Genomic DNA, 23,173 nt, shown 5'->3' on the forward strand with positions numbered 1-23,173 from the left:
TACACTAAAGCAGCAGGGTCGCTGCGAGACCAAGGAAGGCAAAAAAACCAACCACATCCGTCACGGTGGTCACGAACGCACCCGAGGCCAGCGCCGGGTCTGCCCCTGCCCGCTCCAGTCCCATTGGGATCAGTATTCCTGCGAGACCGGCGACCACCATGTTGATGATCATAGCCACACCGATCACCACGCCCAACATCGGGCTGCCAAACCACACCAGTCCGACAATACCGATAATGATTGCAAATACCGCTCCATTCAGCAGCCCAACCAAGACCTCACGCCGGACAATCCGGAAGGCGTTGGATGAGGTAAGGTCGCGGGTCGCAAGCGCTCTAACCGCAACTGTCAGCGTTTGCGTCGCACCGTTGCCGCCCATAGAAGCGACTATTGGCATCAGTACCGCAAGTGCCACAATTGCTGCGATTACCGCTTCAAACTGGGCAATTACCACCGACGCCAGGATTGCCGTGATCAAATTCACACCCAGCCACGGGAAACGCAGTTTTGCCGTCTCCCAAACGCTGTCGGAAAGCTCTTCGTCACCCAAACCGGCCAATCTCTTCATGTCTTCTTCAGCCGCGTCCTCCAGCACATCCATGGCGTCGTCGATGGTGATTACGCCAACAAGTCGCCCGTCGCCGTCCACTACCGGCGCACTGATCATGTGGTATTGGTTGAAGGCATAGGCCACGTCTTCGGCGCTCTCATCCACCGGAAAGACCCGAGGCTCCAGGTCCGCAATATCCTTTAGCGACTTCTCCCGTCGGTTGGCCATGATCGTGCCCAAGGGTACTGTCCCTACGACCTTCATCGCAGGATCTACAAGAATGACCTTGTAGAAGTCCTCTGGCAGGTCCTCGTGTGCCCGCATGTAATCAATGGCTTCACCAACGGTCCAATGCTCTGGCGCGGTCACCATCTCGCGGCTCATCAGCCGCCCAGCGCTGTCCTCGTCGTACTGAAGGCTGGCTTCAACCGCAACACGATCAGCGAGATCCAGCGATTCCAGCACCTTTTCCTGCTGTTCCTCGTCAAGGTCTTCGACGAGATAGACGACGTCGTCGGTTTCCATCTCTGACATCGCGCTAGCCAGCACCTTGTCGTCGAGATACTCGACAATATCGTCGCGCACGCCCTCCTCTAGTTCGTAGAGGAAAGCGCCGTCCATTTCCTCGCCCCAGACGTCCAGCAGCTTATGTCGCTCCGATGTCGTGATCTGTTCAAGCAAATCGGCGATATCGGCTTCGTGCAGCGGCTCCAGCAGTTCGACCAGCCGCGCTTGCGCTCCCAGTTCCACGGCAGCAAGAATGCCGTCCACTGTCGCCGCATTTATCGCATACGCGTCTTCTTTCGCCTCTTCGCCGGAATCCTGGCCTTCTGTCACGTCATCAGTTTCGCTCATGCGTTCCCCTTCGCTTTACCCCGGCGCAGGGGTGCGTATAGCTGGTGATCAACAGATAGACCGAACGGATAAAGATGAAAACGACCCTTCATATTGGCCAGACCCTGATTTTTGGTGATAGTCCGTTCGAGGCATCCCCGGAAGAAAGCGCGGTACACGAATCCCGTGCCGGCGTGCTGGTGGTGGGAGGCCGGATCGCGGCGACCGGCTCAGCAGAGGACCTGAGACGTTCCAATCCGCACGCCCAAGTTCTAGACCACGGCCGCCGCCTGATCCTGCCAGGCTTCATAGATGCCCATGCCCATTTTCCGCAGACGGCTATTATCGCAAGTTGGGGAAAACGTCTGATCGACTGGTTAAATACTTATACTTTCCCCGAAGAAGCCCGCTTTGGCGATCCTGCCTACGCTGCCGCGATAGCGGCAACTTACCTCGATCTTTGCCTCGCCAACGGCATCACGACAGCCGCCAGTTATTGCACGATACATCCCGAGAGTGTCGACGCATTGTTCGAAGCCGCCGAAACGCGTGGACTGCGGTGGGTCGCCGGTAAGGTAATGATGGACAGAAATGCACCGGTTGATCTACGCGATACCGCTCAGTCGGGTTACGATTTCAGCAAGGCGCTGCTAAACAAATGGCACAACAGGGCCCGCATGACTTATGCGATCACCCCGCGCTTCGCCCCCACATCGAGTCATGATCAATTGGAGGCTGCTGGCGCCCTATGGTCTGAGTTTCCCAATTGCCCGATGCAGACACATCTTTGCGAACAGATAGAGGAAATCGCATGGGTCCGCGAACTCTATCCGGATGCACGCGACTATTTCGACGTCTATCAGCGCGCTGGACTTGCTGGTCCCGGCGCCGTTATGGGACACGCAATCCACTTGGGGGAGCGTGAATGGCAAGCCATCGCCGATACCGGCACACACATTGCCCATTGCCCGACGTCGAACACCTTTATCGGCTCCGGGCTGTTCGATATGGCGCGTGCCCAGACCGCTAGCATTCCCACTGGGCTCGCTACCGATGTCGGCGGCGGTTCCAGCTTCTCTATGTTACGCACGATGGCAGCTGCATACGAGATCAGCCAACTGCGCGGCGCACCGCTGCACCCGGCGCAACTTATCTGGCTGGCAACCCAGGGAAGTGCCCAGAGCCTAAGGCTTGAGGATCGTATCGGCAGCATCGCTGTCGGTATGGAAGCTGACCTGATTACCCTCGATCTGGCCAGCACGCCTGCGATCGCTCAACGCCAAGCAAGAGCCGAGACAATCTGGGAAGCCGTCTTTCCGACAATAATGATGGGCGACGACAGGGCTGTGCAGGTTGTATCTATCGCAGGCTGATTCCAGATGCGCCGGGAAGTCTCCAATCCGTGTGGATCGAGACCAGAAAAATCTAGCCGGGCCTAGCTTCGACGCTGAAGTTGGACTGACAAACAGAGGGAATCCATCACATTTTTGCGTCCGCCTTTTGAGCGTCAAATTTGTGCCCAAATGGCCTCGGATTGTGCAGCAGCGCACAGAACGTCTGCGGCAAGCAGTCTACCACCCAACAGGCATACCTTTTTTGAGGGTCAGATCTTGAATCTATCAACCACGCCGGCGTCCTACAGCGACCAGCAGGACGACGAACTCTCCGCATCGGCACGGGAAGCCGCAACATACCTCAAGGCTCTAGGCCATGAGGGACGGTTGCTCATTCTTTGCCACCTTGCCGACGGCGAAAAATCGGTCAACGAACTTGAAACGCTTCTGTCCGCACGGCAGTCCGCAGTTTCCCAGCAACTTTCACGCTTGCGCCTGGAAGGCATTGTCACGCCCCGCCGTGAAGGCAAGGCTATATATTACAGCCTGACGGACAATCGCTGCCGCAAGATGATGGAACTCATTTACGACCTTTTCTGCAAGGCCGCCTAAACCCTGCAGTTACGGGTGCTGCCGCGAAGCCTTTACGTCGTCGCAGATCAAAGCGCTTTGAAGCCGGCCAAGCGCCGCAATCATTCGATCCTTTCGGCTGCTCGCTCAAGAGCGGGATACCGGGACGCCAGTGTCACCGCACGGTAGAAATTGAACATCATCAGTGCCGCCCAGAGGCCGGCGTTGCCGAACCAGTTCACAAACAGCACCACCGTTACACCATACATTATAACGGAAATGATCATGCAGTTACGCATGTCCCGCGTTCGTGTTGCGCCGATGAATATTCCGTCAAGCATCCAGGAAGCGACGCCTGCTATCGGCGCGATCACCAACCAGCCTAGGAATTCCCGCGCCTCTTCCCGCACTTCGGGCGCAGTTGTCATGAAGTCTATGATCGTCCCACCAAAGAACAGGAAACCAAGGGTCATGACCAACGCCACGATCCCGCCCCAGACACTGGTCAGGAGCGCCCCCCGCCGGAGCAGCACCCTGTTCCTCGCACCCAATGCACTGCCCACCAGCGCCTCGGCCGCGAATGCAAAACCGTCCATTCCGTAGGCAATTATATGCAGAAACTGAAGCAGTATCTGGTTGGCCGCCAGAGTCACGTCGCCCAGATGGCTGGCATAGAAAAGGAACGACACGAACGCCACCTGAAGCAACACCGAGCGGATCATAATGTCTGTATTTACCGCCGCCATGCGCTTCAGCCTTGCCGGATCGAACACCCGCGCCCACTGATGCCACTGTCCGCCGGTGAACGCTGCCCGACAGAGCCAAATGCCCAGCAATGCACCGGACCATTCGGCGATCAATGTGGCGATAGCTACGCCCTCCACGCCCCAGCCCAAACCTAAGACAAACCATAGGTCCAGCACGATGTTCAGGCCGTTCATGGTCAACTGGATCGCCAGCACCCCGCGCGTCCGTTCCATCGCCACCAGCCAGCCGGTCAGTGCATAGACTGAAATAATCGCCGGGGACGACCAGATACGGATCGCCATGTAATTTTGCGCCAGCCTCTCAACCTCGTCCGAGGCAGGTGCCAACATGAACGCTCCCGCAAAGATCGGCCCCTGTAGGATGATGAAGGTCAGCCCTGCTGCCCCGGCGATCATCAGGGCCCGCGTCAGGAGCGCCCCGGTCTCTGCCACTTCGCCACCGCCTCTCGCCTGCGCCACAAGCCCGGCAGTTCCCATCCGCAGGAAGCCGAAAATCCAGTAGATCGCCGTCAGTATTATCGCCCCGATCCCTACCGCGCCGATCGGAGCAGCCTCGCCCAGCTGGCCGACAACACCGGTGTCGACCGCCCCAAGGATCGGTACTGTCGCATTGGAGAGCACAATTGGCAGAGCAATTGCCAACACCCTGCGATGAGTAATTTCGCGCAACACAGGCGTCACCACCGCCGGAACTCGCCATTGGAACACATGAGAATCCGGGAAACCCAACTCGTCGTCAGCTTAGCGCGCCGGCTTTGGAAAGCGATCTCACGCCAGTTGCGGTTCACTCTCATCTATCTCCAAAATTTCGCCGAAAGGTCCGTTGTCAAACCCAGCTTCGAACCGGCATAATGGTCCGATCATTTTCCCTGCGGCATAAGGAAATGACCAGTGGCCTGTGCGAACAGACGCTCCCGATTGTCCTGCCATGCCTCGACATGCACACTTGCATATCGACGGCCGGAACGATTGATCCGCGCACGAGCATAGGCGTCTCGTGGCAGGCCGCTGCGCAGATAGTCTACAGTAAAATCTATAGTCTTCGGCAACGGAGGATGCGCTAGCAATTCCTCACCTCGCTCCATTCGCTCCCATATCTGGCCCCAAGCCAGTTCGATCACCGCTGTAATTTCCAGAAACGCTCCAATTGCGCCGCCGTGTAACGCCGGCAACAGCGGATTGCCAATCAGTTTGTCATCAAATGACATGATGGCCGTCAACTCATCTCCCCGGCGTTCAAAGCTGACGCCAAGAAATTCCAGATACGGCACGGCCTTCACCAGGTCGGCTAGCGCGCTGTCTCGCCGCTGCTTGACCACCTGCACAGGTTCAGGTTTCGGTCTGCTCAAGATTTTGGCTCCACGGTGAAGGCTCCGGCGGCAGTCGCCACCGGCGCCCCGCCATCGGCACACCAAGCTTCCGCCCGCACGAAGGCGACAGAGCGGGTCATCCTGTAGCACTCTGCCCGCGCATGCACTGCCTGGCCCGGCGGCGCCGGTCGCATATAGTCAATTCGCAGGTCGATTGTTGCAGTACCGCCCGGAGCATCAGGGTGCGCCATCACTGCGGTTCCAGCACAGGTATCCAGCAGCGCCGTCACCACACCACCCGCCATCACTTCGGTCGCTGGGTCCCCGATGAAACGCTTGTCATACGGTACGCACATGACGGCCACACCGTCCCCGATCTCTTCCAGTTCCATTCCCAGCGCCCTGCTGTGAGGCAGCGCGGCAATGAACTGTCTGGCGATCTTGGTCTTTTTGGCTATGTCCATAGGGTGCGCATACCACGCTCGCCAGACCACCCCAACTGCAAAATGCTCTCGGCCGACCGTCGCTCTGACGGCAGGAAAACTCACAAGAAGCGGCTAAGCAGTTGACGTAAGCGTAAACTTTTTTCTTCTGATTGACGCCCACGTCAACTATACTGCAAACAGAATCATCATATTCAATAAGATGAAACAGACACCTAGGAAGGGTATGCCAGATGAATGACACGCTCGCCACAATCGGCCAGATGTGTGATGAATTCGACGTCACACCGCGCACGCTCCGCTTCTATGAAGCCAAGGAACTGCTCTCTCCGATCCGCGAGGGACAGAAACGCCTGTTCACCAAGCGGGACCGTGCCCGCCTCAAGTTGATCCTGCGCGGCAAGCGCTTCGGTTTCAGCCTCGAAGAAATTCGACAATTGCTGAACCTCTATCACGTCGGTGACCAGCAGGTGACACAACTCGCCCGCACCCACGAGTTGGCGCAGAAACATCTCAGCAACATGATCGCACAGCGCGATGAATTGACACTCGCAATTTCAGATCTCGAAGCCCAACTCAAGGTTGTCGAAGCCATGCTGGTCGAACGCCAGAGCCAAGCCGCCGCAGAGTAAGCGTCCTGCGCCTCAACCGGACTGGACGATTAGGGAGACTACCACAATGCCAATTTACAACGCCCCCACCAAGGACCTCGATTTCGTCCTGCACGACATGCTGAAGGTCAGCCACAAGGACATCCCTGGCTACGACGAGCTGGACCGCGACTTCACCTCCGCCATCCTCGAGGAAGCCGGCAAGATCGCCCGCGACGTGCTCGCCCCGCTCAACGTGGTGGGCGACACGCAGGGCTGCCACCTCGAAAACGGCGTCGTGCGCACGCCCGAGGGCTTCAAGGAAGCCTTCGACCTCGTGCGCGAAGGCGGCTGGACCGGGCTCGACTGCGATCCCGAATACGGCGGCCAGGGCATGCCCTACGTGCTGGCCACCGCGGTCGGCGAAACCCACGTGTCGGCCAACATGGCGCTCAACATGTATCCCGGCCTCACCCACGGCGCCTATTCCGCGATCCATGCGCACGGCTCGGAAGAGCAGAAGTCGACCTACCTCCCCAAGCTCGTCTCCTGCGAGTGGACCGGCACGATGAACCTCACCGAGCCCCATTGCGGCACCGATCTCGGCCTCCTGCGCACGAAGGCCGAGCCGCAGGACGACGGCAGCTACAAGATCACCGGCCAGAAGATCTTCATCTCGGCGGGCGAGCACGACATGTCCGACAACATCATCCACCTCGTGCTGGCGAAAATTCCCGGCGGCCCCGAGGGCGTGAAGGGCATCTCGCTCTTCATCGTGCCGAAATTCATGGTGAATGAAGACGGCAGCCTCGGCAACCGCAACGCGCTCTCCTGCGGCAAGATCGAGGAGAAGATGGGCATCCACGGCAACTCGACCTGCGTGATGAACTACGATGGCGCCACCGGCTACCTCGTGGGCGACGCGCACAAGGGCCTGCGCGCGATGTTCACCATGATGAACGAGGCGCGCATCGGCGTCGGCCTGCAGGGCTACGCCCAGGCCGAAGCCGCCTACCAGAACGCGGTGGCCTACGCGCTCGACCGTCTTCAGGGCCGCGACGTGACGGGCGCAAAAAACCCTGATGGCCCAGCCGATCCGCTGATCGTCCACCCCGACATCCGCCGCAACCTGATGGATCAGAAAAGCTTCACCGAAGGTGCGCGCGCCTTCGTCATGTGGGGCGCCACCCTGATCGACGCCCACACCCGCGGCGGTGACGACGATGCCCACGGCCTCATCTCGCTGATGACCCCGGTCATCAAGGGCTTCCTCACCGACAAGGGCTTCGAGAGCACGATCCAGGCCCAGCAGGTCTACGGCGGCCACGGCTATATCGAGGAATGGGGCATGTCGCAGTTCGCCCGCGACGCCCGCATCGCCATGATCTACGAAGGCGCCAACGGCGTGCAGGCGCTCGATCTGGTGGGCCGCAAGCTGGCGCAGGATGGCGGCAAGCACGTCATGGCCTTCTTCGAGATGGTGAAATCCTTCCTCAAGGACAACGAGGGCAACGCAGCACTGAAAGCCGATTTCCTCGACCCGCTGAAACAGGCGTCCAAGGATCTTCAGGCGGCGGGCATGTACTTCATGCAGAACGGCATGAAAAACCCCAACGCGGCACTCGCCGGCTCGACCGACTTCATGCACCTCTTCGGCCATGTCTGCCTCGGCCTGATGTGGGCGCAGATGGCCAAGGCGGCACTCGAGGCGCTGGAAAACGGCGGCGAAGACAAGAGCTTCTACGAAACCAAGATCGCCACGGGCCGCTACTACATGGCCCGCCAGCTTCCCGCCACCTCGATGCACCTCAAACGCATCGAAAGCGGTGCCGACCCGGTGATGGCACTTGCAGCAGAGGCGTTCTGAACCATCGCAAGGCAACGGTCGGAACCAACATGAGCTTTCAGTCCTAGCTCGTTAATATTGAACAGAAAACCGGCAAGAGCGCGGAGGATTTCCGCGCCCTCGCCGCCGAAAAGGGCGGGCTCGATCCGCTGGCCAAGGCCGGCACGATCACCGACTGGCTGAAGGCCGATTACGGCCTCGGCCACCACAGCCACGCGATGGCCATCTACGCCTATCTCAAGGGCAAACGCGCCTGAAGCTGGGGCCCGTCAGGGCGCGCAGGCTGGCGGGCGGGTCGCTGGGCGGGCGGCAGCCCGCACGGCCGGGGCGCCCTCCGGCCCGCGCCAATCACCGCGCGGCCACGGCAAGCACCACCTGAACCGCCGCCGCCACGAAGGCCGCCGCCCACGCATATTTCACGCTGTTGTACACCCACGCCGTGCCCACCCCGTGCGAAATGGCGCGCGTCTCTGCCGAAGGCCGCCCCAGGTACACGCCCGTCACCACGCCCATCTCCGCCTCGATCCGCCGCCCGCGCGAGATCAGCGCATTGTAAAGCTCCGAATTGCGCCGGTCGTAGATCTGCAACCCCCGCGTCACCCCGAAGCCGAGCCCGCTTACGATCATCGCCAGCACGCCCTTCTGCACCCCCTCCACTCCCAGCCCAAAACCCAGCACCCCGACGGTCGCCAAGGGCAGGAGCCCCAGCAGCTTGAACCGCACCTCGTGCAGCCCGCGCCACTGCGTCGAGGCCTCGTCATAGAGCATTGCCAGAAGCCGCGCTTCCTCCGCCGATGGCTCCCCGCCGATCTTCCGCACCACGACATACCTGCCCGTGGCGTAATAGCCCCGCTCCGCCGTCTGCCCCGGCAGCCACGCGCCTTTTGGCTTGTCCGTCGCACCCTCTTCCCTGTCCATCGCGCGCCCCCCTGTTCCATCACGACCATACCACTTCGCACCCGGCCAGGCACGCCCGGCGGCAAGCGGGTCACCCTCCACCCCGCGCCCCCTTGCGCAATCCCTCGGCAGCCCTCACATTCAACCGCAAAGAGGAGACACCAGATGAACCGCACGGGCTGTGTCGAAACCGGGGCCTTCCGCGGCGCCTGCCAATGCGGCGCCGTGCGCTACCACGCGACGCAAGGCGCCGCGCGCCACACCGTCTGCCACTGCCGCATGTGCCAGCGCGCCACCGGCAACGCCTTCGCCCCCCTGCTCGAGGTCGAAAACAGCCGCATCACATGGCAGGGCAGCCCCAAGAGCTTCCGCTCCTCCTCCATCGCCGAACGCGGCTTCTGCGCCAATTGCGGCACCCCGATCTTCTACCGCCAGATCGGCGCGGACAGCACCGAATTCATGGTCGGCACCATCGACACCCCCATCGAATTCACGCCCGTCGCCAACCACGGCGCCGAATCCCGGCTCGCTTGGGTCTTCGGCCTCGCCGCCGTGGCCGAGCAGGAAACCGTGGCGTCCGTCGAGGCCCCCGTGGTCTCGCACCAGTACGAGCACGGAGATTGACGCGCACGTAAACTTTTCACCGTTTCTGCCGCGAGGGAACGCTTGAAAGCCCCGCCCAAAGCGCAGAACATGGCACCAAGAGCAGGCCCGAAGCCCGCCGCCGGGAAGGAAAGCGAGAGGTCACGCGATGACACCGAAACTCCACTGCTTCGCGCAATCGGGCAACGCCTACAAGGTCGCCCTGACGCTCGACCTCTGCGGCGAGGAATGGGAACCCGTCTTCGTCGATTTCTTCCACGGAGAGGCGCGCAGCCCCGCCTACCGCCAGATCAACGAGATGGCCGAGGTGCCGACCTATACCGAGGGCGACCTCTGCCTCACCCAGTCCGGCGTCATTCTCGACTATCTCGCCGAAAAGCACGGCAAGTTCGGCCCGCAAAACGCCGAGGAACGGCGCGAGATCCTGCGCTGGCTCCTATGGGACAATCACAAGTTCACCTCGCAGATCGCCACCGGCCGCTTCCTCCAGCTCTTTCTCGCCGAAGACAAGCGCAACGCCGATGTGATCGCCTTCCTGATGGGTCGCTTCAAGGCGGCGATGAAGGTGCTCGAGGCCCGGCTGGAGCCGCGCCCCTTCATCCTCGGCGACCGCCCGACCATCGCCGATTTCTCCTGCGCGGGCTACATCTGGTTCCTGGGCGAGGTGGGCCTCGAACCCGGCCCCGCCCTAGCCCGCTGGCGCGACGCCATTGCCGCCCTGCCCGGCTGGCGCCACCCCTACGATGCCATGCCCGGCCACCCGCTGGATCTGTCATGACCGGCGCGGCCCTGCTCTCGCTCCTGCTCGTCCTCGGCCTTGCCTGCGCGGTCTTCGCGCTCGTCATCCGCCGGGCCGAAACGGCCGCGCCCGACCCGTCCGACATCCAGATCCGCACCGGCCTCGGCCACATGGTCACGGGCATCCTCGCTTGGACCGCCCTTGTCGCCCTTCTCGTCGTCGCCGTCTTCGCGACCGGCCTCATCCTGCCCGCCATCGCCGTCGCGGCGCTGCTGGCGCTGGCGCGTGTCGAGTTCGGCACGCGTCTTGCCACCGTCTACCGCTCGCAGACCGCCCTTTCCGTCACCGCCCTGCTGATCGCCATCGTCGAATGGCTCGCCCTGACTTCACGGATGCAGGTGGAACCCACCTGAGGTTCCCGAACCGCCAGACCTAGGAGCAATCCAATGACCGAAGCCTATATCTTTGACGCCATCCGATCCCCCCGCGGCAAGGGCCGCAAGGACGGCTCGCTGCACGAGGTTACATCGCTGCGCCTCTCCGCCGATGTGCTGAACGAGATCGCGCGGCGCAACGGCATCGACACCGCCGATGTCGAGGATGTCATCTGGGGCAACGCCACGCAGGTGATGGAACAGGGAGGCTGTCTCGCCCGCTCCGCCGTGCTGCTGTCGGATTTCGCGCAAACCGTCCCCGGCCTCTCGATCAACCGCTTCTGCGCCTCCGGCATCGAGGCCACGAACCTCGGCGCCAACCAGATCCGCGGCGGCGCGGGCAACGCCTATGTCACCGGCGGGGTCGAGATGATGGGCCGCGTCGCAATGGGCTCCGATGGCGCGGCCATCGCCGTCGATCCGGACGTGGCGCTGAAAACCTACTTCGTGCCGCAAGGCATCTCGGCCGACATCATCGCCACCGAATACGGCTTTTCGCGCGACGATTGCGATGCCTACGCGGTCGAAAGCCAGAAGCGCGCCAAGATCGCGTGGGACGAAGGCCGCTTCGACAAATCGGTGATCACCATCAAGGATCGCAACGGCCTGCCCATCCTCGACCGCGATGAATACATGCGCCCCGAGACGGACATGCAGTCGCTCGGCGCGCTGAAAGCCTCCTTCAAGGACATGGGCGAGGTGATGCCCGGCTTCGATGCCGTGGCCCTGCTGAAATACCCGCATCTCGAAAAGATCAACCACGTCCACCACGCGGGCAACTCTTCCGGCATCGTCGACGGCGCGGCGGCGCTGCTGATCGGCACCAAGGAATTCGGCGAGAAATACGGGCTGAAACCCCGCGCCCGCATCCGCGCCACCGCCAAGATCGGCACCGATCCCACCATCATGCTCACCGGCCCCGTGCCGGTGACCGAGAAGATCCTCGCCGACAGCGGCATGTCGATCAGCGATATCGACCTCTTCGAGGTGAACGAGGCTTTCGCATCCGTCGTGCTGCGCTTCATGCAGGCGTTCGATGTCGATCACTCCGACATCAACGTCAACGGCGGCGCGATCGCAATGGGCCACCCGCTCGGGGCCACCGGCGCCATCATCATCGGCACCCTGCTGGATGAGCTGGAGCGCACCGGCAAGGGCACCGGCCTCGCTACGCTCTGCGTCGCCTCCGGCATGGGGGCCGCCACGATCATCGAGCGGGTCTGAGCCCGTGATCGTGCGCGCATCGGAGGCCCGGCGCGATACCGGCAGCGCCGAGGCCGTGGCCGCACTCGGCGCGTTCGAGGCCCTGCTCTATTCCGATACCGGCGGCACCGACCGGCACTGCCCCCTGGTGAAAGCTTTCCTGTCCGATTCCGGCTCGTCCGAGCGCCAGAACACGGAGCAGTAAGGGAGAATGTGATGTCCGCAAGTACTTGCAACCCTGGCGCTCTCGATTCCCCGGTTCTGGCCTTTAACAAGTCTGAGCGCTGGCCCGGCTTTGCCGCCTCGATTTGCGCAATGCGCAACAAAGTTACGCAAATACCTCTCCGCACGGCACTTAACGCGCGCACAAACCGAAATTTGTTGATCCATATCTGCTATTCGCTAAGCTTTCATCTCGGGAGTGGCTCCGGTGTAACTTCGGAGCGCAGAATTAGTGGACTAACATGCAGGCCGAGTTTGCTCGCAAGCTTCGCACGTTCGCGGAAGCATTGCAGGACGGAGATATTGCGGCAACGACCGACTGGAATGCGTTCCCTCTCACTCTCGTCCGGAACATGGAGACACGGATCTTCGCGAAACCCGAAGATCTGCAAGCAGACTTTGCGGACGTCTGGGGCGCGTACGCGGACTCCGGAATTGCGGCGATCAGCCCTCGCATCCTCAGCTTTCGAAGCTATGATCCCGGGGTCGCGATCGCCGACGTGGAATGGATGTTCTACGACAAGAACGGTGCAATGCGTCATCAACTCTACTCCACCTACACTCTCCGCAACACCGACAAGGGACCAATGGTCTGCGTCGTTGTCTCGCACAACGAGATGCGCGAAAGGCCCGGCAGCCCGACGGTTTGAAGTCGGCCTGAGACAAGAGGCAAGACACACTATTGCCGCACTTTTGACATCACTTTTTCGTGATCTGCCACATTCTGGTCGCATTTGGCATTTGGCAGCCTGTGACAATGCGGTAGTCCTGCAAACACAGACGAAGACTATGCAGGCAATCCATTGGCCTACCAATTCGAATCCTTTTTTGACGCGTTCGCCTCCTCTCTCCTGCAGGAAAACAATCCCGAAATCTGCCATTTCTACGAACGGCGCTCACTCTGCGTCGATCACAATGGAGCGGAAAGCTACCTCGATCATTCCGAACTGCTCGCGCTTTTCAAAGAGAGGCGCAGGCGCCTGCAGCATCAGGGGATTTCACAGATCACCGCCCGCATCGAATCCACTCGAGCGTTTGCGATCGGTCTCACCATGGTTGAAGTCAGTTGGCATTGCCGCAGCGCGACCGGCACCACTTTGCTTGAGACAACGTCCACCTACGTCGTACGGGGTTCAGCCGACGGCCTGCGCGTGGCAATCGACATTCCGCAAGCGGAAACGGATCTCGGACTGCTCCGCACTCACTAAGCCGAAACCAGCATTGATAGATCGGATGCGCTTCGCGGGCCGATTGCAATCGGTCTCGGCACCCATCGCTCTGAACCGTCGCTCGCATCCGGAAGCTTCCGCTCTCCCGTCAATCTCGAATTCCCTATTAGCGCGGTCCCTGACCGGCGCCAGAAAGGAGACATGAGCCATGTCCATCTTTACCTACACCCAAGACAACGACGGCGTCGTCACTCTTGCATGGGATCAGCCCGGCACATCCATGAACGTCATGACTATCGAGGGATTCCAGGAATTCGAGGAACTTTTCGACAAGGCGATGGCTGACAGTTCCGTCAAGGGCGTGATTGTCACCTCCGCCAAGAAGGATTTCGCGGGAGGTATGGATCTCAACGTACTGGCCAAGATCCGCGAGGGCGCGGGCGACAGTCCCGCCAAGGCGCTTTTCGACTTCACGATGAACGGCCACCGCATCCTGCGCAAGATCGAGCGTAACAATATGGACGCCAAGACCAACAAGGGCGGCAAGCCCGTCGTCTGGGCCAGCCCCGGCACCTCCGCCGGCATCGGCACCGAGGTCGCCCTCTCCTGCCACTACCGCATCATGGCCGATAACCCGAAGGCCAAGGTCGGCTTGCCCGAAATCCTCGTCGGCCTCTTCCCCGGCTCCGGCGGCACCACGCGCGTCGTGCGCATGATGGGCGCGATGGCCGCCGCTCCGATCCTCCTCGAAGGCAAGATGCTGGCCCCGAAACAGGCCAAGAACATGGGCCTGATCGACGAGGTCGTGGCGCCCGAGAACCTCATGGCCCGCGCGAAGGAATGGGTGCTGAACGCGACCGACGCGGACATCATCAAGCCGTGGGACGCCAAGGGCTACAAGATGCCTGGCGGCGCGCCCTACCACCCCGCGGGCTTCATGACCTATGTGGGCGCCATCGCGATGGTTCACGGCAAGACGCAAGGCGTCTACCCCGCCGCCAAGGCCATGCTTTCGGCCATCTACGAAGGCGCACTCGTGCCCTTCGACACCGCGCTGAAGATTGAGGCGCGCCACTTCACCTCGATCCTCCTCAACCCCTCCTCGTCGGCCATGATCCGCTCGCTCTTCCTCAACAAGGGCGCGCTGGAAAAAGGCGCCGTGCGCCCCGATGTGCCCGACCAGACGGTGAAGAAGGTCGGCATCCTCGGTGCCGGCATGATGGGTGCGGGCATCGCCACCGTCTCGGCGCAGGCGGGCATCGAGGTCGTGCTGATCGACCGCGACCAGGAGGCCGCCGACAAGGGAACCGCGCATGTGGACGCCTACCTTTCCGAAGGCGTGAAGCGCAAGAAGGTGACCGAGGACAAGAAGGCCGAGATCCTGTCCCGCGTCACCGCCACCCCAGACTACGATGCACTGAAGGGCTGCGACCTGATCGTCGAAGCCGTGTTCGAGGATCCGCTGATCAAGGCTGACGTCACCGCCCGCACCGAGGCCGTGATCGGCGAGGATTGCATCTTCGCCACCAACACCTCCACCTTGCCGATTACCGATCTCGCCAAGGCGTCCCTGAGGCAGGAGCAGTTCATCGGCATCCACTTCTTCTCTCCGGTGGAAAAGATGATGCTGGTCGAGATCATCAAGGGCAAGGAAACGGGTGATATCGCCACCGCCAAGGCGCTCGATTTCGTGCGCCAGATCCGCAAGACACCGATCGTGGTCAACGACGCGCGCTTCTTCTACGCCAACCGCTGCATCATCCCCTACATTAACGAGGGCGTGATGATGGTGGCCGAAGGCATCGAGCCCGCGCTGATCGAGAATGCGGCCAAGCAGATGGGCATGCCCCTCGGCCCGCTGCAACTGAACGACGAGACGAGCATCGACCTCGGCGTGAAGATCGCCAAGGCCACCAAACAGGCGATGGGAGACGCCTACCCCGCCGCCGCCGCCAAGGCCGACGAGGTGCTTTTCAAGCTCTTCGATGCGGGCCGTCTGGGCCGCAAATCGAAGTCGGGCTATTACGACTACGACGAAAAGGGCAAGCGCACCGGCCTCTGGCCCGGCCTGCGGGAAAACTGGCCTGAAGCCCCCGAACAGCCGGAGGTGTCGGAGGTGCAGCACCGCCTGATCATGGCGCAGGTGCTAGAAGCCGTGGGCGCGCTCGATGAAGGCGTGCTGGAGGATATACGCGAAGGCGATGTCGGCGCGATCCTCGGCTGGGGCTTCATGCCGTGGTCGGGCGGCCCCTTCTCGTGGCTCGACATCATCGGGGCGGCGAAAGCGGTAGAGATCTGCGAAACACTCGCCGCCAAGCACGGCGACCGCTTCGAGCCTCCAGCGCTTCTGCAAGAGATGGCCGCCAAGGGAGAAAGCTTCTACACCCGCTTCGCGCCAGAGAAGCAGGCCGCCTGAATTGGCCATTGGGCTCTATCAGCGCCTGAAACAGAGCTACCCGGCACCGGGAGTGATGAACGGGGCCTTCCACCTTTGGGAAGGCCCCGATTTCGTTTACGTAAACAACCCCAAGGCTGTGTGTACCTCCACGAAATTTGCGCTCAACAACGCCATCGCTGTCATCACCGGCAAGCCCTATGCCCCACTGACTTTCGACGAGGTCCACAACCGTGAAAACGGTCTCATGAAACGTCCGTCGGACATGCCGCAGGAAACTGTCGATCGCCTGCTCGAAGCGCCCGGCGTGCACCGCTTCACTTTCGTCCGCGACCCCCTCTCCCGCCTTGTTTCGGCCGTTGCGTCCAAACTCGATCCGTCCAAGGGTCGCCCTCAGCGCGCTCGTCTTTGCGCCCACCTTGGCCTATCGGACGATGTCACTTTCACCGCCGAATTCGTCGCCAATGTGTTTAGGGAAGACGCCGGGGCCCTCAACCTCGACAAACACTGGAAACCACAGGTCGATTGCATTGCCTATGGGCTGATGCCCTATACGATGGTCGGCCGCTCCGAACGCTGGGATGCCGATTTCGCGGTGATCACCACCCGTATCTTTGGAGCTCCGATCCCAAGTGCAGATACCCGCACGCGCTTTGGGCATGTTACCCCCCGGGCCCGCCACATTACTGAGGCGACCCCGCGTTTAAGAAGACTTGTGGAAGAAGTTTACGCCCTAGACTATGAAATGCTGGCCGAGCTGGAAGCAAAAGCCCTTCTTTGCGATTGAGATTTTCGTGCGAAAAAATATTCGCTTTACAGATGCTTACCGATCAAAGGGCCAGACCACTCCCCGCTCTCACCGCCATCCAGTCGCCGAAAAGGCATTGGGCGAGTTCGATTGCTGGCGGCCGGTGCCTGCCGTCAAAAGCCCAAACAAATGCTCTGGACAGCAATCCAGGCCTGATCCGTCAGCATATCCACCGCATCCTTTCGCGGCTCCGCCACGCGGAGTAATCTGAGGCTTGGATGGCGACGCTGGAGATGCGTGAGAAAGTCCTCTTCCGGAATATTTCGCGCGGCGAGACGGGCGCGAACGGTTTCGATCACAAGCGGATTCGGAGGCGGAGGTGTGGTTGCAAAGGCATTGGCCATCCAGCGTTTGTCGGCAGTGGCAATCTCGCCCGAGAACAGGAAATTGAGCACCTCCAGAGTACTCTTCTGGTGCATCAGTTGAAACAGCACGGTGTCTTTGGTGGTGTATTCGTCGGCGAGAATGAGCCAGCCGGCCAGAGCCTCTGGCGAAGCCGCTTCCTCGACAAGCACGGCCGAGAGCAGTGTCTGGCCACCCGGCAGTCGTGCAATGAAAGGCTTTTCCGCCTGTACCACTAGCGGCGCCCGTGCCCCTTCGACGCCCGCCCGTTGCCTTATCTGGGCGATCCCGCGATGGCCGGGACGGTAACGGCAGCGTTCGCCGGCATAACTCTCCGCAATATCGCTACCCAGTAGTGCCGCACGCTCTGGCGGAATCATCGCGAACGCTCTGTCGCGCAAAACGCCGGGCAGGTAGAGGGCACCGGCAACGAGAACAGTTAGCAGAAGAAGGTAAACAAATGGCTTAAGGGAACGTCGGGATGCGGGCTCCGACTGCCGATGGCGCGCACGCTCCGTCACTGTGCGAATGGCAGTAATCATCTCCGGATCGGAGATTTCCAGCAGTTCGGTGCTTTCAGGATCGGGGGCGAAGCGTGTTGCGTGCGGCGTTTCCTCTGCCGGAACGATCGCAGCCAGTGCCCAATGGGTAAGGGCCCGCTCTCGAAAGTCGGAAAGTACAAGGCTGGAATTGCCAAATGATACAAGCACTTCACGCCACGGCTCATCCTCGTTTTCGCGCCAGAGACCTGTTGCCTCCAGCCGAACGTATTCATCGAGTGCCGTCATTGCGTGCTGTTTGCCCTTGCCTGTTTGGCATTCTTCTAACCGGCAATCGGGCGCTGCTCAATCGTCAGGTGGGCATGAGACGCAGATGGCGGTGAGGAAGATCACGCATTGGCGGAAAGAGTGTAGTTCATCTCCTTCAGGATGCCCCGCAATTGCAGCTTCGATATCTTGCCCGTGGCTGTGTGGGGAATTTCGTCCAGAAAAACAACGTCATCCGGCACTTGCCACTTGGCACAGCGCTTCGCAATCGTGGCAAGTATATCGCCCGGATCCGGCTGGGCGCCGGATTTGCGAACGACCACGAGAATGGGGCGTTCATCCCATTTCGGGTGGGGCACGCCTATGGCGGCAGCCTCGGCGACACCGGGGTGGCCAAGCGCGGCATTTTCGAGTTCGATGGAACTGATCCACTCTCCGCCGGACTTGATCACATCCTTGGAACGATCTGTGATCGCCATGTAGCCGAGGCTCGTCATCGTTGCGACATCACCGGTATCAAACCATCCCTCTGCATCGACAGCCGGTTGATTTGCCTTGAGATATTCACCGACAACGGCGTCGCCGCGCGCCCAGAGGCTACCTTGTGTCCTGCTGTCCCACGGGAGGGACTGGCCGGCATCGTCGGTGATCTTGAGATCGACGGTGAACGGCGGGTGGCCGGTGGTTTCCTGGATATCGACGCGGTCTTCCTCCGGCAGTTCCATGATTTCGGGTTTGAAAGAGCAGACGGTGCCGAGCGGGGACATTTCCGTCATGCCCCAAGCGTGGAGGACCTGAACACCGTAGCGGTTCTGGAAGGTTTCGATTACGTAGCGCGGACAGGACGACCCACCGATGATGACGCGATCGAGGTCCGGCAGCTCAAGCTGCTGATTTGCCTCCAGATATTGCAGGAGCATCAGCCAGATCGTTGGCACGGCGGCAGTTACCTTTACGCCGAAGCCGAGCATTTCGTAGAGGGCTGCCGGGCTCATGTCGCGGCCGGGCATCACCATCTGTGCGCCTGCGAGGGGGGCGGTATAGGCGATGGACCAGCTGTTGGCATGGAACATCGGCACGACGGGCATGATGGTTTCACGGGAAGAAAGCCCAAGCATATCAGGGCTTTGTGCGCACATGGCATGCAGCGTGTTGGAGCGGTGAGTGTAGACGACGCCCTTCGGGTTGCCGGTGGTGCCGGATGTGTAGCAGATGCCGCAGGCGTCGGTTTCGTCACCGTCGACCCACGCAAAATCACCGGATTGGGAATTTATCCAGTCTTCATAACAGATTACGTCGGGGATGGTGGTTTCCGGCATGTGGGCTGCATCGGTCATGACGATCACGTGCTGCACCTTCTCCAACCGTGGCCAGATGCCCTCGATCACCTTGATAAGGTCATGATCTACAAAGAGAATTCTATCTTCGGCGTGGTTGATGATGTAGACGAGCTGGTCGGGGAACAGGCGCGGGTTCAGCGTGTGCAAGGCAGCGCCGCATCCGGGTGTGCCGTACCAGACTTCCATGTGGCGAGCGGTGTTCCATGCCATGACGCCAACGACATCGCCGCGGCCCATGCCAAGACGGTTCAAACCCTCGGCCACCCGTAACGCATTCGCGCGAATTTCGGTGTAATTGGAATGGCTTATGGGGCCTTCCGTGGTGCGCGTCGTGATCCGCCGGTTGCCGTGATACCGGGCGGCGTGGTCAATGATCCGGCTGACCCGCAGCGGCCAGTTCTGCATCAGGTTGTGCATGTGGCTCCCTCCCCAGGGCATTGGTGTTTTTCCCTGAGGCTAGCACAGAAGCGGGGGCTGGCAAGTTGTATGGGTTTGGTATGGGTTGGGTATGGTTTTGGTATGGGTGAATGCCGGATCAGGCGGGATTAGGCGGCGTTTTCGCCATCGCTACCAGCGATGAAAGAGAGGTAATCGATTTTCTTACCTGCAAGGTAAGTGTTTCGATTACCCGGTCTTCCGCATCTGCCAGTCGGACACACCGAGACCGCGGGCCTCGATCTCTTCCAGCATCTGGTAGTCGGCGGCATAGGCCTGGCGGACAAGCTGGCGCAATTTCGGGTCCGATGCCATGGCGTGGAGGTCCGGCGGCGTGACATGGATGCCAAACTTGCGGGTATCGAAGGTTGGCACCGGCTTGCCGAAGACGCGCGTGGTGATCGCCGCGAAATCCGCGTTCCAGGAGCGGGCATTGCCGATGACCGTGTAATCGATGATATCGAAGGCGATGCGGTGTCGCTGCAATTGCCAGTGCGGATCAAGATCGCGGGCAACCGGGTCGGCCACGACGATTTCGGCAAATTCCACGAGGTCGAGTTCGTAATCACTGTCCAGACCCAGATACAGATAAAGGGCCTTGCGCTGCGAGGAATTGATCTGGCGATGGAGCTTGGAAGAGTAGGCCGAGATCAGCCTGTCCATCGGGTCCCTGACGAAGGTGAAACGCGTTGCCGCGTCGCCCCGCAGGTATTTGCCAAGCTTCCAGCCCTGCACCTCTTTGGGCTGCAGCATCGGGTTGTATTTGCGCTGGTGGACCTCGGCCGGACGGCTGAGGACGAAACCTTCGGGCGCGATGAAGCTGTTGAGACTGGCCTTGGTGGACGAGCAGACCACTTTCGGGTTGCTGACATAGACGAAGGCCGGGTCTTCCCAGATATGAAAGGCATTCTGGTAAGTCTGCCACTTGCCGTAATGTTCGGTCAGATCTTTTGCAATATTCGGCATGAAATTCTTGATTTGATTGATAACGGAGAGCTTGATTTGACCAGCTGGGATTTTGTTTTCTTAGGTCGGAAGCACGCGCGTTGCCAGCCAAAACTTACGGTATTTTCTGCTTGTGGCAGAATGTCGTCGCCGGAAGCGGTCCGTATTTCATGTTGCCTGCGGGGGTAGCAGAACGCCATCCTTCAGATGAAGTACACGATCCATCCTCGACGCCAGTTCGAGGTTGTGGGTGGCGATGAGTGCCGAAAGACCGGTTTCGCGCACGATTGCCGTCATGCGTTCAAACACGGTATCCGATGTCGCCGGGTCGAGATTGCCCGTCGGCTCGTCTGCCAGCAAGATCTGCGGTGCATTCGCCAGTGCCCGGCAGAACGCGACGCGCTGCTGCTCGCCGCCCGAGAGTTCCGCCGGCCGGTGGTGCATCCGTGCCGCCAGCCCTACCGAGTCGAGCAGGCTTTCGGCCCGCGCCTTCGCCTCGGCCGCAGCCTTGCCGGCCGCGCTCTGAGGCAGGACGACGTTTTCCAGCGCGCTGAACTCCGGCAGCAGATGGTGGAATTGGTAGATGAACCCGATCCTGTCGCGCCGGAGGCCTGTCCGGGCCCTGTCGCGCAAGCCGGTGGCATCCTCTCCACCGAGGATCACCCGGCCGGTGTCCGGTGTTTCCAGTAGCCCGGCTATGTGCAGAAGCGTCGATTTGCCGGCGCCGGACGGGGCGACGAGCGCCACGACCTCGCCCTCGGCCAAATTCAGAGCCGCGCCCTTCAGCACCTGAACTTCGCCGGGCTCGCCCTGCTTGTAGGTCTTGGCGATGCCTTCCAGCCGCAGCACGTCATTCATAGCGCAGCGCCTCCACTGGATTCATCCGCGCGGCCCGCCGGGCCGGGAAATAGGTAATGGTAAATGACAGGCCGAGCGACAGCGCCATGGCTGACAGCACATCGGCCAGTTTCAGTTCCGCCGGCAGCTCCGAGATCATCCGCACCGAAGGATCCCAGGCACCGCCGCCGACGATGTAGTTGAAGGCGTCGAAGATGGGGTCGATGTAGATGGCAAACAGGCAGCCGGTGATGACGCCTATGGCCGTGCCCGCCAGGCCGATCGCTGCGCCGCAGATGAAGAATATTCGCAACACCGAGCCTTCCGTCAGGCCCATCGTCCGCAATATGCCGATGTCGCGGCCCTTGTTTTTTACCAGCATGACGAGGCCGGAAACGATGTTGAGCGAAGCGACGAGCACGAGGATGGAGAGGAGAATGAACATAACATTGTCCTCCATCTGCAGGGCCCGCAGGTAACGGCCGAGCCGGTCTTTCCATGTCTGCAGGTAGCTGACGCCGCCCGTGGCCTCGAACACGCCGTCTGACACCGCGTCCACCGCCTCGGGATCGTCAATGAATACTTCGATCTGGTCTGCCACGCCCTCCCGGTCGAAAAAGCTCTGGGCTTCGCCGAAGGGCATGTAGATGCGGGTGTTGTCCGTCTGGTAGTGTCCGGCGCGGAAGATGTAGACGACCTCGTACTCGCCGACCCGCGGCGAGGTGCCGCCGAACGGCAGTTTCGTGCCCTCGGGTGAGATGATGGTGACGAAATCGCCGACCTGCAGGCCGAGGTTGAAGGCCACCTCCGCGCCCATCGCCACGCCTTCGGAGAAGCGCGCGGGATCGCCATAGGTCTCCTCCGGTTCGGCCATGAAGGGAATCGTCATCAGGTCTTCCGGCTTCTCGCCGAAGACCTCCACCCCGGCATTGCGGCCGTTGGCACTGGCCATCACCTGCCCGACGATGATCGGGGCCGCGCGCGTGACCCCAGGCACGGCGGCCGCCCGTTCGGCGACGCCGTCAAAATCCGTCATCATGTTGACGAGACCGCCCAGTTCGTTCCTGCTCTTCGGGGCGTAGACGGTGATGTGGGCGTTGGCACCGATGACCGCATCGACAAACTCCGTGCGGAAGCCGCTGCGGATCGCCAGTGTGACGATCAGCGCGAATACGGCGAGGGCCACACCGACGAGCGAGATGATCGACATGATGCTGACACCGCCCTCCTTGCGTCGGGCCCGGAGGTATTTCCACGCGATCTGCCATTCGAAGCGCGAGAACGGTTTGGTGGAGGAAAGGTCAGGCATGGTTTCTCCGCCGGAAAGGCAACAACAGGAGGCCGAGGAAAACGCGGAGGGCCATGGCACCAAGGGCGAAGCCGGCGGCCCCGAAACTCAAGCCCTCCAGCGTGGCAGGAACTGCGGGCTGGTACTGCGCCCAAGCGGCCTCGGCGATTTCGCTGTCGGCGATGCGCGGCGCGGCGATCAGGCGTTCCAACGCCCCTGCCCCGCGAAGGCGCGCCTCTTCCGCTGACAGTCGTTCAAGGCGCGCGAATGTCGCCCGCATATCGGTCTGCCGCCGCTCGACGAAGGCGTTTCCGTTCATCTGCTGCAAGGCTTCCTCCCGGCTAAGCCCCTCGGCGGTGGCGGATCTGTCGAAATCCGCGACCACCTCCTCCAGCGCGTCGACGGCACCGGACAGGCGTTGCAGGTACTGTTGGGAAAACTCGGGGAATTGTGCAACCGCAAGCCCGCTCACCACTCCGAACATCAGCGTGATGAGGCGGAGCAT

The 23,173-nt window shown here is 61.1% G+C and carries 25 protein-coding genes; 14 read left to right on the top strand and 11 right to left on the bottom strand.

The features are described from left to right. Positions 1–4: 4 nt before the first annotated feature. Positions 5–1,405 carry a magnesium transporter gene (mgtE, locus tag GO499_RS10290; RefSeq protein ID WP_161862103.1) on the bottom strand — a complete coding sequence of 467 codons (1,401 nt, stop codon included), beginning with the start codon at positions 1,403–1,405 and terminating at the stop codon, positions 5–7. A gap of 74 nt (positions 1,406–1,479) precedes the next feature. Between mgtE and guaD the strand changes: the two genes are divergently transcribed. Both guaD and GO499_RS10300 read left to right on the top strand, forming a co-directional pair. After that, on the top strand, positions 1,480–2,757 hold the full coding sequence (gene guaD, locus GO499_RS10295) for a guanine deaminase (RefSeq protein ID WP_161862104.1): 1,278 nt from the start codon (positions 1,480–1,482) through the stop codon (positions 2,755–2,757). A gap of 237 nt (positions 2,758–2,994) precedes the next feature. Next, positions 2,995–3,330 (top strand): ArsR/SmtB family transcription factor, encoded by a 336-nt coding sequence (locus tag GO499_RS10300; RefSeq protein WP_284154680.1) that lies wholly within the window; start codon positions 2,995–2,997, stop codon positions 3,328–3,330. Positions 3,331–3,410: 80 nt separating this feature from the next. On the opposite strand, the gene GO499_RS10305 is transcribed toward GO499_RS10300, so the two are convergent. The 3 genes from GO499_RS10305 to GO499_RS10315 form a co-directional block, all read right to left on the bottom strand. Continuing rightward, complete coding sequence (locus tag GO499_RS10305) at positions 3,411–4,763, bottom strand: MATE family efflux transporter (protein WP_284154681.1); 1,353 nt, start codon at positions 4,761–4,763, stop codon at positions 3,411–3,413. A 152-nt stretch (positions 4,764–4,915) separates the two neighbouring features. Further along, entirely contained in the window at positions 4,916–5,404 is a 489-nt protein-coding gene (locus GO499_RS10310) for a PaaI family thioesterase (protein WP_161862105.1), read from the bottom strand. Further along, positions 5,401–5,829, bottom strand: a complete 429-nt coding sequence (locus GO499_RS10315; RefSeq protein WP_161862106.1) for a PaaI family thioesterase — start codon at positions 5,827–5,829, stop codon at positions 5,401–5,403. Before GO499_RS10315 ends, GO499_RS10310 begins: the two co-directional genes overlap by 4 nt. A gap of 212 nt (positions 5,830–6,041) precedes the next feature. On the opposite strand from GO499_RS10315, the gene GO499_RS10320 reads away from it, so the two are divergent. Genes GO499_RS10320 through GO499_RS19905 form a run of 3 tightly spaced genes read left to right on the top strand, consistent with a single transcriptional unit; the run spans position 6,042 to position 8,501 of the window. Next, positions 6,042–6,440 (top strand): MerR family transcriptional regulator, encoded by a 399-nt coding sequence (locus GO499_RS10320; RefSeq protein ID WP_161862107.1) that lies wholly within the window; start codon positions 6,042–6,044, stop codon positions 6,438–6,440. Positions 6,441–6,486: 46 nt separating this feature from the next. Next, positions 6,487–8,265 carry an acyl-CoA dehydrogenase C-terminal domain-containing protein gene (locus GO499_RS10325; protein WP_161862108.1) on the top strand — a complete coding sequence of 593 codons (1,779 nt, stop codon included), beginning with the start codon at positions 6,487–6,489 and terminating at the stop codon, positions 8,263–8,265. A 56-nt stretch (positions 8,266–8,321) separates the two neighbouring features. Then, positions 8,322–8,501, top strand: coding sequence for a DUF4287 domain-containing protein (locus GO499_RS19905; protein ID WP_431309897.1), 180 nt, complete (start codon positions 8,322–8,324; stop codon positions 8,499–8,501). 91 nt (positions 8,502–8,592) lie between these two features. Here the strand turns inward: GO499_RS19905 and GO499_RS10335 are convergent, their stop codons facing one another. Then, positions 8,593–9,243, bottom strand: a complete 651-nt coding sequence (locus tag GO499_RS10335; RefSeq protein ID WP_161862109.1) for a hypothetical protein — start codon at positions 9,241–9,243, stop codon at positions 8,593–8,595. 63 nt (positions 9,244–9,306) lie between these two features. Here GO499_RS10335 and GO499_RS10340 point away from each other — a divergent pair, with 63 nt between their 5' ends. From GO499_RS10340 to GO499_RS10380, 9 genes are all read left to right on the top strand, one after another. Beyond that, on the top strand, positions 9,307–9,765 hold the full coding sequence (locus GO499_RS10340) for a GFA family protein (protein ID WP_161862110.1): 459 nt from the start codon (positions 9,307–9,309) through the stop codon (positions 9,763–9,765). Between the two features lie 127 nt (positions 9,766–9,892). Then, positions 9,893–10,522 carry a glutathione S-transferase family protein gene (locus GO499_RS10345; RefSeq protein WP_161862111.1) on the top strand — a complete coding sequence of 210 codons (630 nt, stop codon included), beginning with the start codon at positions 9,893–9,895 and terminating at the stop codon, positions 10,520–10,522. Beyond that, the gene (locus tag GO499_RS10350; protein WP_161862112.1) at positions 10,519–10,896 is read left to right on the top strand and encodes a hypothetical protein; all 378 of its coding nucleotides are present in this window, start codon (positions 10,519–10,521) and stop codon (positions 10,894–10,896) included. The genes GO499_RS10345 and GO499_RS10350 overlap by 4 nt, the downstream gene beginning before the upstream one ends. A 33-nt stretch (positions 10,897–10,929) precedes the next feature. Beyond that, positions 10,930–12,141, top strand: coding sequence for an acetyl-CoA C-acetyltransferase (locus GO499_RS10355; RefSeq protein ID WP_161862113.1), 1,212 nt, complete (start codon positions 10,930–10,932; stop codon positions 12,139–12,141). A gap of 4 nt (positions 12,142–12,145) precedes the next feature. Continuing rightward, positions 12,146–12,325 (top strand): hypothetical protein, encoded by a 180-nt coding sequence (locus GO499_RS10360; protein WP_161862114.1) that lies wholly within the window; start codon positions 12,146–12,148, stop codon positions 12,323–12,325. A 259-nt stretch (positions 12,326–12,584) separates the two neighbouring features. Further along, positions 12,585–12,992 (top strand): DUF6841 family protein, encoded by a 408-nt coding sequence (locus GO499_RS10365; protein ID WP_161862115.1) that lies wholly within the window; start codon positions 12,585–12,587, stop codon positions 12,990–12,992. A gap of 153 nt (positions 12,993–13,145) precedes the next feature. Next, the gene (locus GO499_RS10370; RefSeq protein WP_161862116.1) at positions 13,146–13,550 is read left to right on the top strand and encodes a DUF6841 family protein; all 405 of its coding nucleotides are present in this window, start codon (positions 13,146–13,148) and stop codon (positions 13,548–13,550) included. 169 nt (positions 13,551–13,719) lie between these two features. Then, complete coding sequence (locus tag GO499_RS10375; RefSeq protein ID WP_161862117.1) at positions 13,720–15,927, top strand: 3-hydroxyacyl-CoA dehydrogenase NAD-binding domain-containing protein; 2,208 nt, start codon at positions 13,720–13,722, stop codon at positions 15,925–15,927. Position 15,928: 1 nt separating this feature from the next. Continuing rightward, positions 15,929–16,693: a sulfotransferase family 2 domain-containing protein gene (locus GO499_RS10380; RefSeq protein WP_161862118.1), complete on the top strand. Its 765-nt coding sequence runs from the start codon at positions 15,929–15,931 to the stop codon at positions 16,691–16,693. A 134-nt stretch (positions 16,694–16,827) separates the two neighbouring features. Here the strand turns inward: GO499_RS10380 and GO499_RS10385 are convergent, their stop codons facing one another. From GO499_RS10385 to GO499_RS10410, 6 genes are all read right to left on the bottom strand, one after another. Next, entirely contained in the window at positions 16,828–17,844 is a 1,017-nt protein-coding gene (locus GO499_RS10385) for a hypothetical protein (RefSeq protein ID WP_161862119.1), read from the bottom strand. A 101-nt stretch (positions 17,845–17,945) separates the two neighbouring features. Continuing rightward, complete coding sequence (locus GO499_RS10390) at positions 17,946–19,580, bottom strand: long-chain-fatty-acid--CoA ligase (RefSeq protein ID WP_161862120.1); 1,635 nt, start codon at positions 19,578–19,580, stop codon at positions 17,946–17,948. A gap of 207 nt (positions 19,581–19,787) precedes the next feature. Then, on the bottom strand, positions 19,788–20,564 hold the full coding sequence (locus GO499_RS10395; protein ID WP_161862121.1) for a sulfotransferase family 2 domain-containing protein: 777 nt from the start codon (positions 20,562–20,564) through the stop codon (positions 19,788–19,790). Positions 20,565–20,711: 147 nt separating this feature from the next. Then, positions 20,712–21,401: an ABC transporter ATP-binding protein gene (locus GO499_RS10400; protein WP_161862122.1), complete on the bottom strand. Its 690-nt coding sequence runs from the start codon at positions 21,399–21,401 to the stop codon at positions 20,712–20,714. Beyond that, complete coding sequence (locus GO499_RS10405) at positions 21,394–22,689, bottom strand: ABC transporter permease (protein ID WP_161862123.1); 1,296 nt, start codon at positions 22,687–22,689, stop codon at positions 21,394–21,396. The genes GO499_RS10400 and GO499_RS10405 overlap by 8 nt, the downstream gene beginning before the upstream one ends. Next, positions 22,682–23,173 (bottom strand): DUF2937 family protein, encoded by a 492-nt coding sequence (locus tag GO499_RS10410; protein WP_284154682.1) that lies wholly within the window; start codon positions 23,171–23,173, stop codon positions 22,682–22,684. Before GO499_RS10410 ends, GO499_RS10405 begins: the two co-directional genes overlap by 8 nt.

Source organism: Algicella marina, assembly GCF_009931615.1.
In the GTDB taxonomy this organism is placed as follows: domain Bacteria; phylum Pseudomonadota; class Alphaproteobacteria; order Rhodobacterales; family Rhodobacteraceae; genus Algicella; species Algicella marina.

Coding starts and splice junctions, on each gene's coding strand:
- mgtE (WP_161862103.1), bottom strand. CDS start 1,405: ATGAGCGAAACTGATGACGTGACAGAAGGCCAGGATTCCGGCGAAGAG.
- guaD (WP_161862104.1), top strand. CDS start 1,480: ATGAAAACGACCCTTCATATTGGCCAGACCCTGATTTTTGGTGATAGT.
- GO499_RS10315 (WP_161862106.1), bottom strand. CDS start 5,829: ATGGACATAGCCAAAAAGACCAAGATCGCCAGACAGTTCATTGCCGCG.
- GO499_RS10320 (WP_161862107.1), top strand. CDS start 6,042: ATGAATGACACGCTCGCCACAATCGGCCAGATGTGTGATGAATTCGAC.
- GO499_RS10325 (WP_161862108.1), top strand. CDS start 6,487: ATGCCAATTTACAACGCCCCCACCAAGGACCTCGATTTCGTCCTGCAC.
- GO499_RS10340 (WP_161862110.1), top strand. CDS start 9,307: ATGAACCGCACGGGCTGTGTCGAAACCGGGGCCTTCCGCGGCGCCTGC.
- GO499_RS10345 (WP_161862111.1), top strand. CDS start 9,893: ATGACACCGAAACTCCACTGCTTCGCGCAATCGGGCAACGCCTACAAG.
- GO499_RS10350 (WP_161862112.1), top strand. CDS start 10,519: ATGACCGGCGCGGCCCTGCTCTCGCTCCTGCTCGTCCTCGGCCTTGCC.
- GO499_RS10355 (WP_161862113.1), top strand. CDS start 10,930: ATGACCGAAGCCTATATCTTTGACGCCATCCGATCCCCCCGCGGCAAG.
- GO499_RS10365 (WP_161862115.1), top strand. CDS start 12,585: ATGCAGGCCGAGTTTGCTCGCAAGCTTCGCACGTTCGCGGAAGCATTG.
- GO499_RS10375 (WP_161862117.1), top strand. CDS start 13,720: ATGTCCATCTTTACCTACACCCAAGACAACGACGGCGTCGTCACTCTT.
- GO499_RS10385 (WP_161862119.1), bottom strand. CDS start 17,844: ATGACGGCACTCGATGAATACGTTCGGCTGGAGGCAACAGGTCTCTGG.
- GO499_RS10390 (WP_161862120.1), bottom strand. CDS start 19,580: ATGCACAACCTGATGCAGAACTGGCCGCTGCGGGTCAGCCGGATCATT.
- GO499_RS10395 (WP_161862121.1), bottom strand. CDS start 20,564: ATGCCGAATATTGCAAAAGATCTGACCGAACATTACGGCAAGTGGCAG.
- GO499_RS10400 (WP_161862122.1), bottom strand. CDS start 21,401: ATGAATGACGTGCTGCGGCTGGAAGGCATCGCCAAGACCTACAAGCAG.
- GO499_RS10405 (WP_161862123.1), bottom strand. CDS start 22,689: ATGCCTGACCTTTCCTCCACCAAACCGTTCTCGCGCTTCGAATGGCAG.
- GO499_RS10410 (WP_284154682.1), bottom strand. CDS start 23,173: ATGCTCCGCCTCATCACGCTGATGTTCGGAGTGGTGAGCGGGCTTGCG.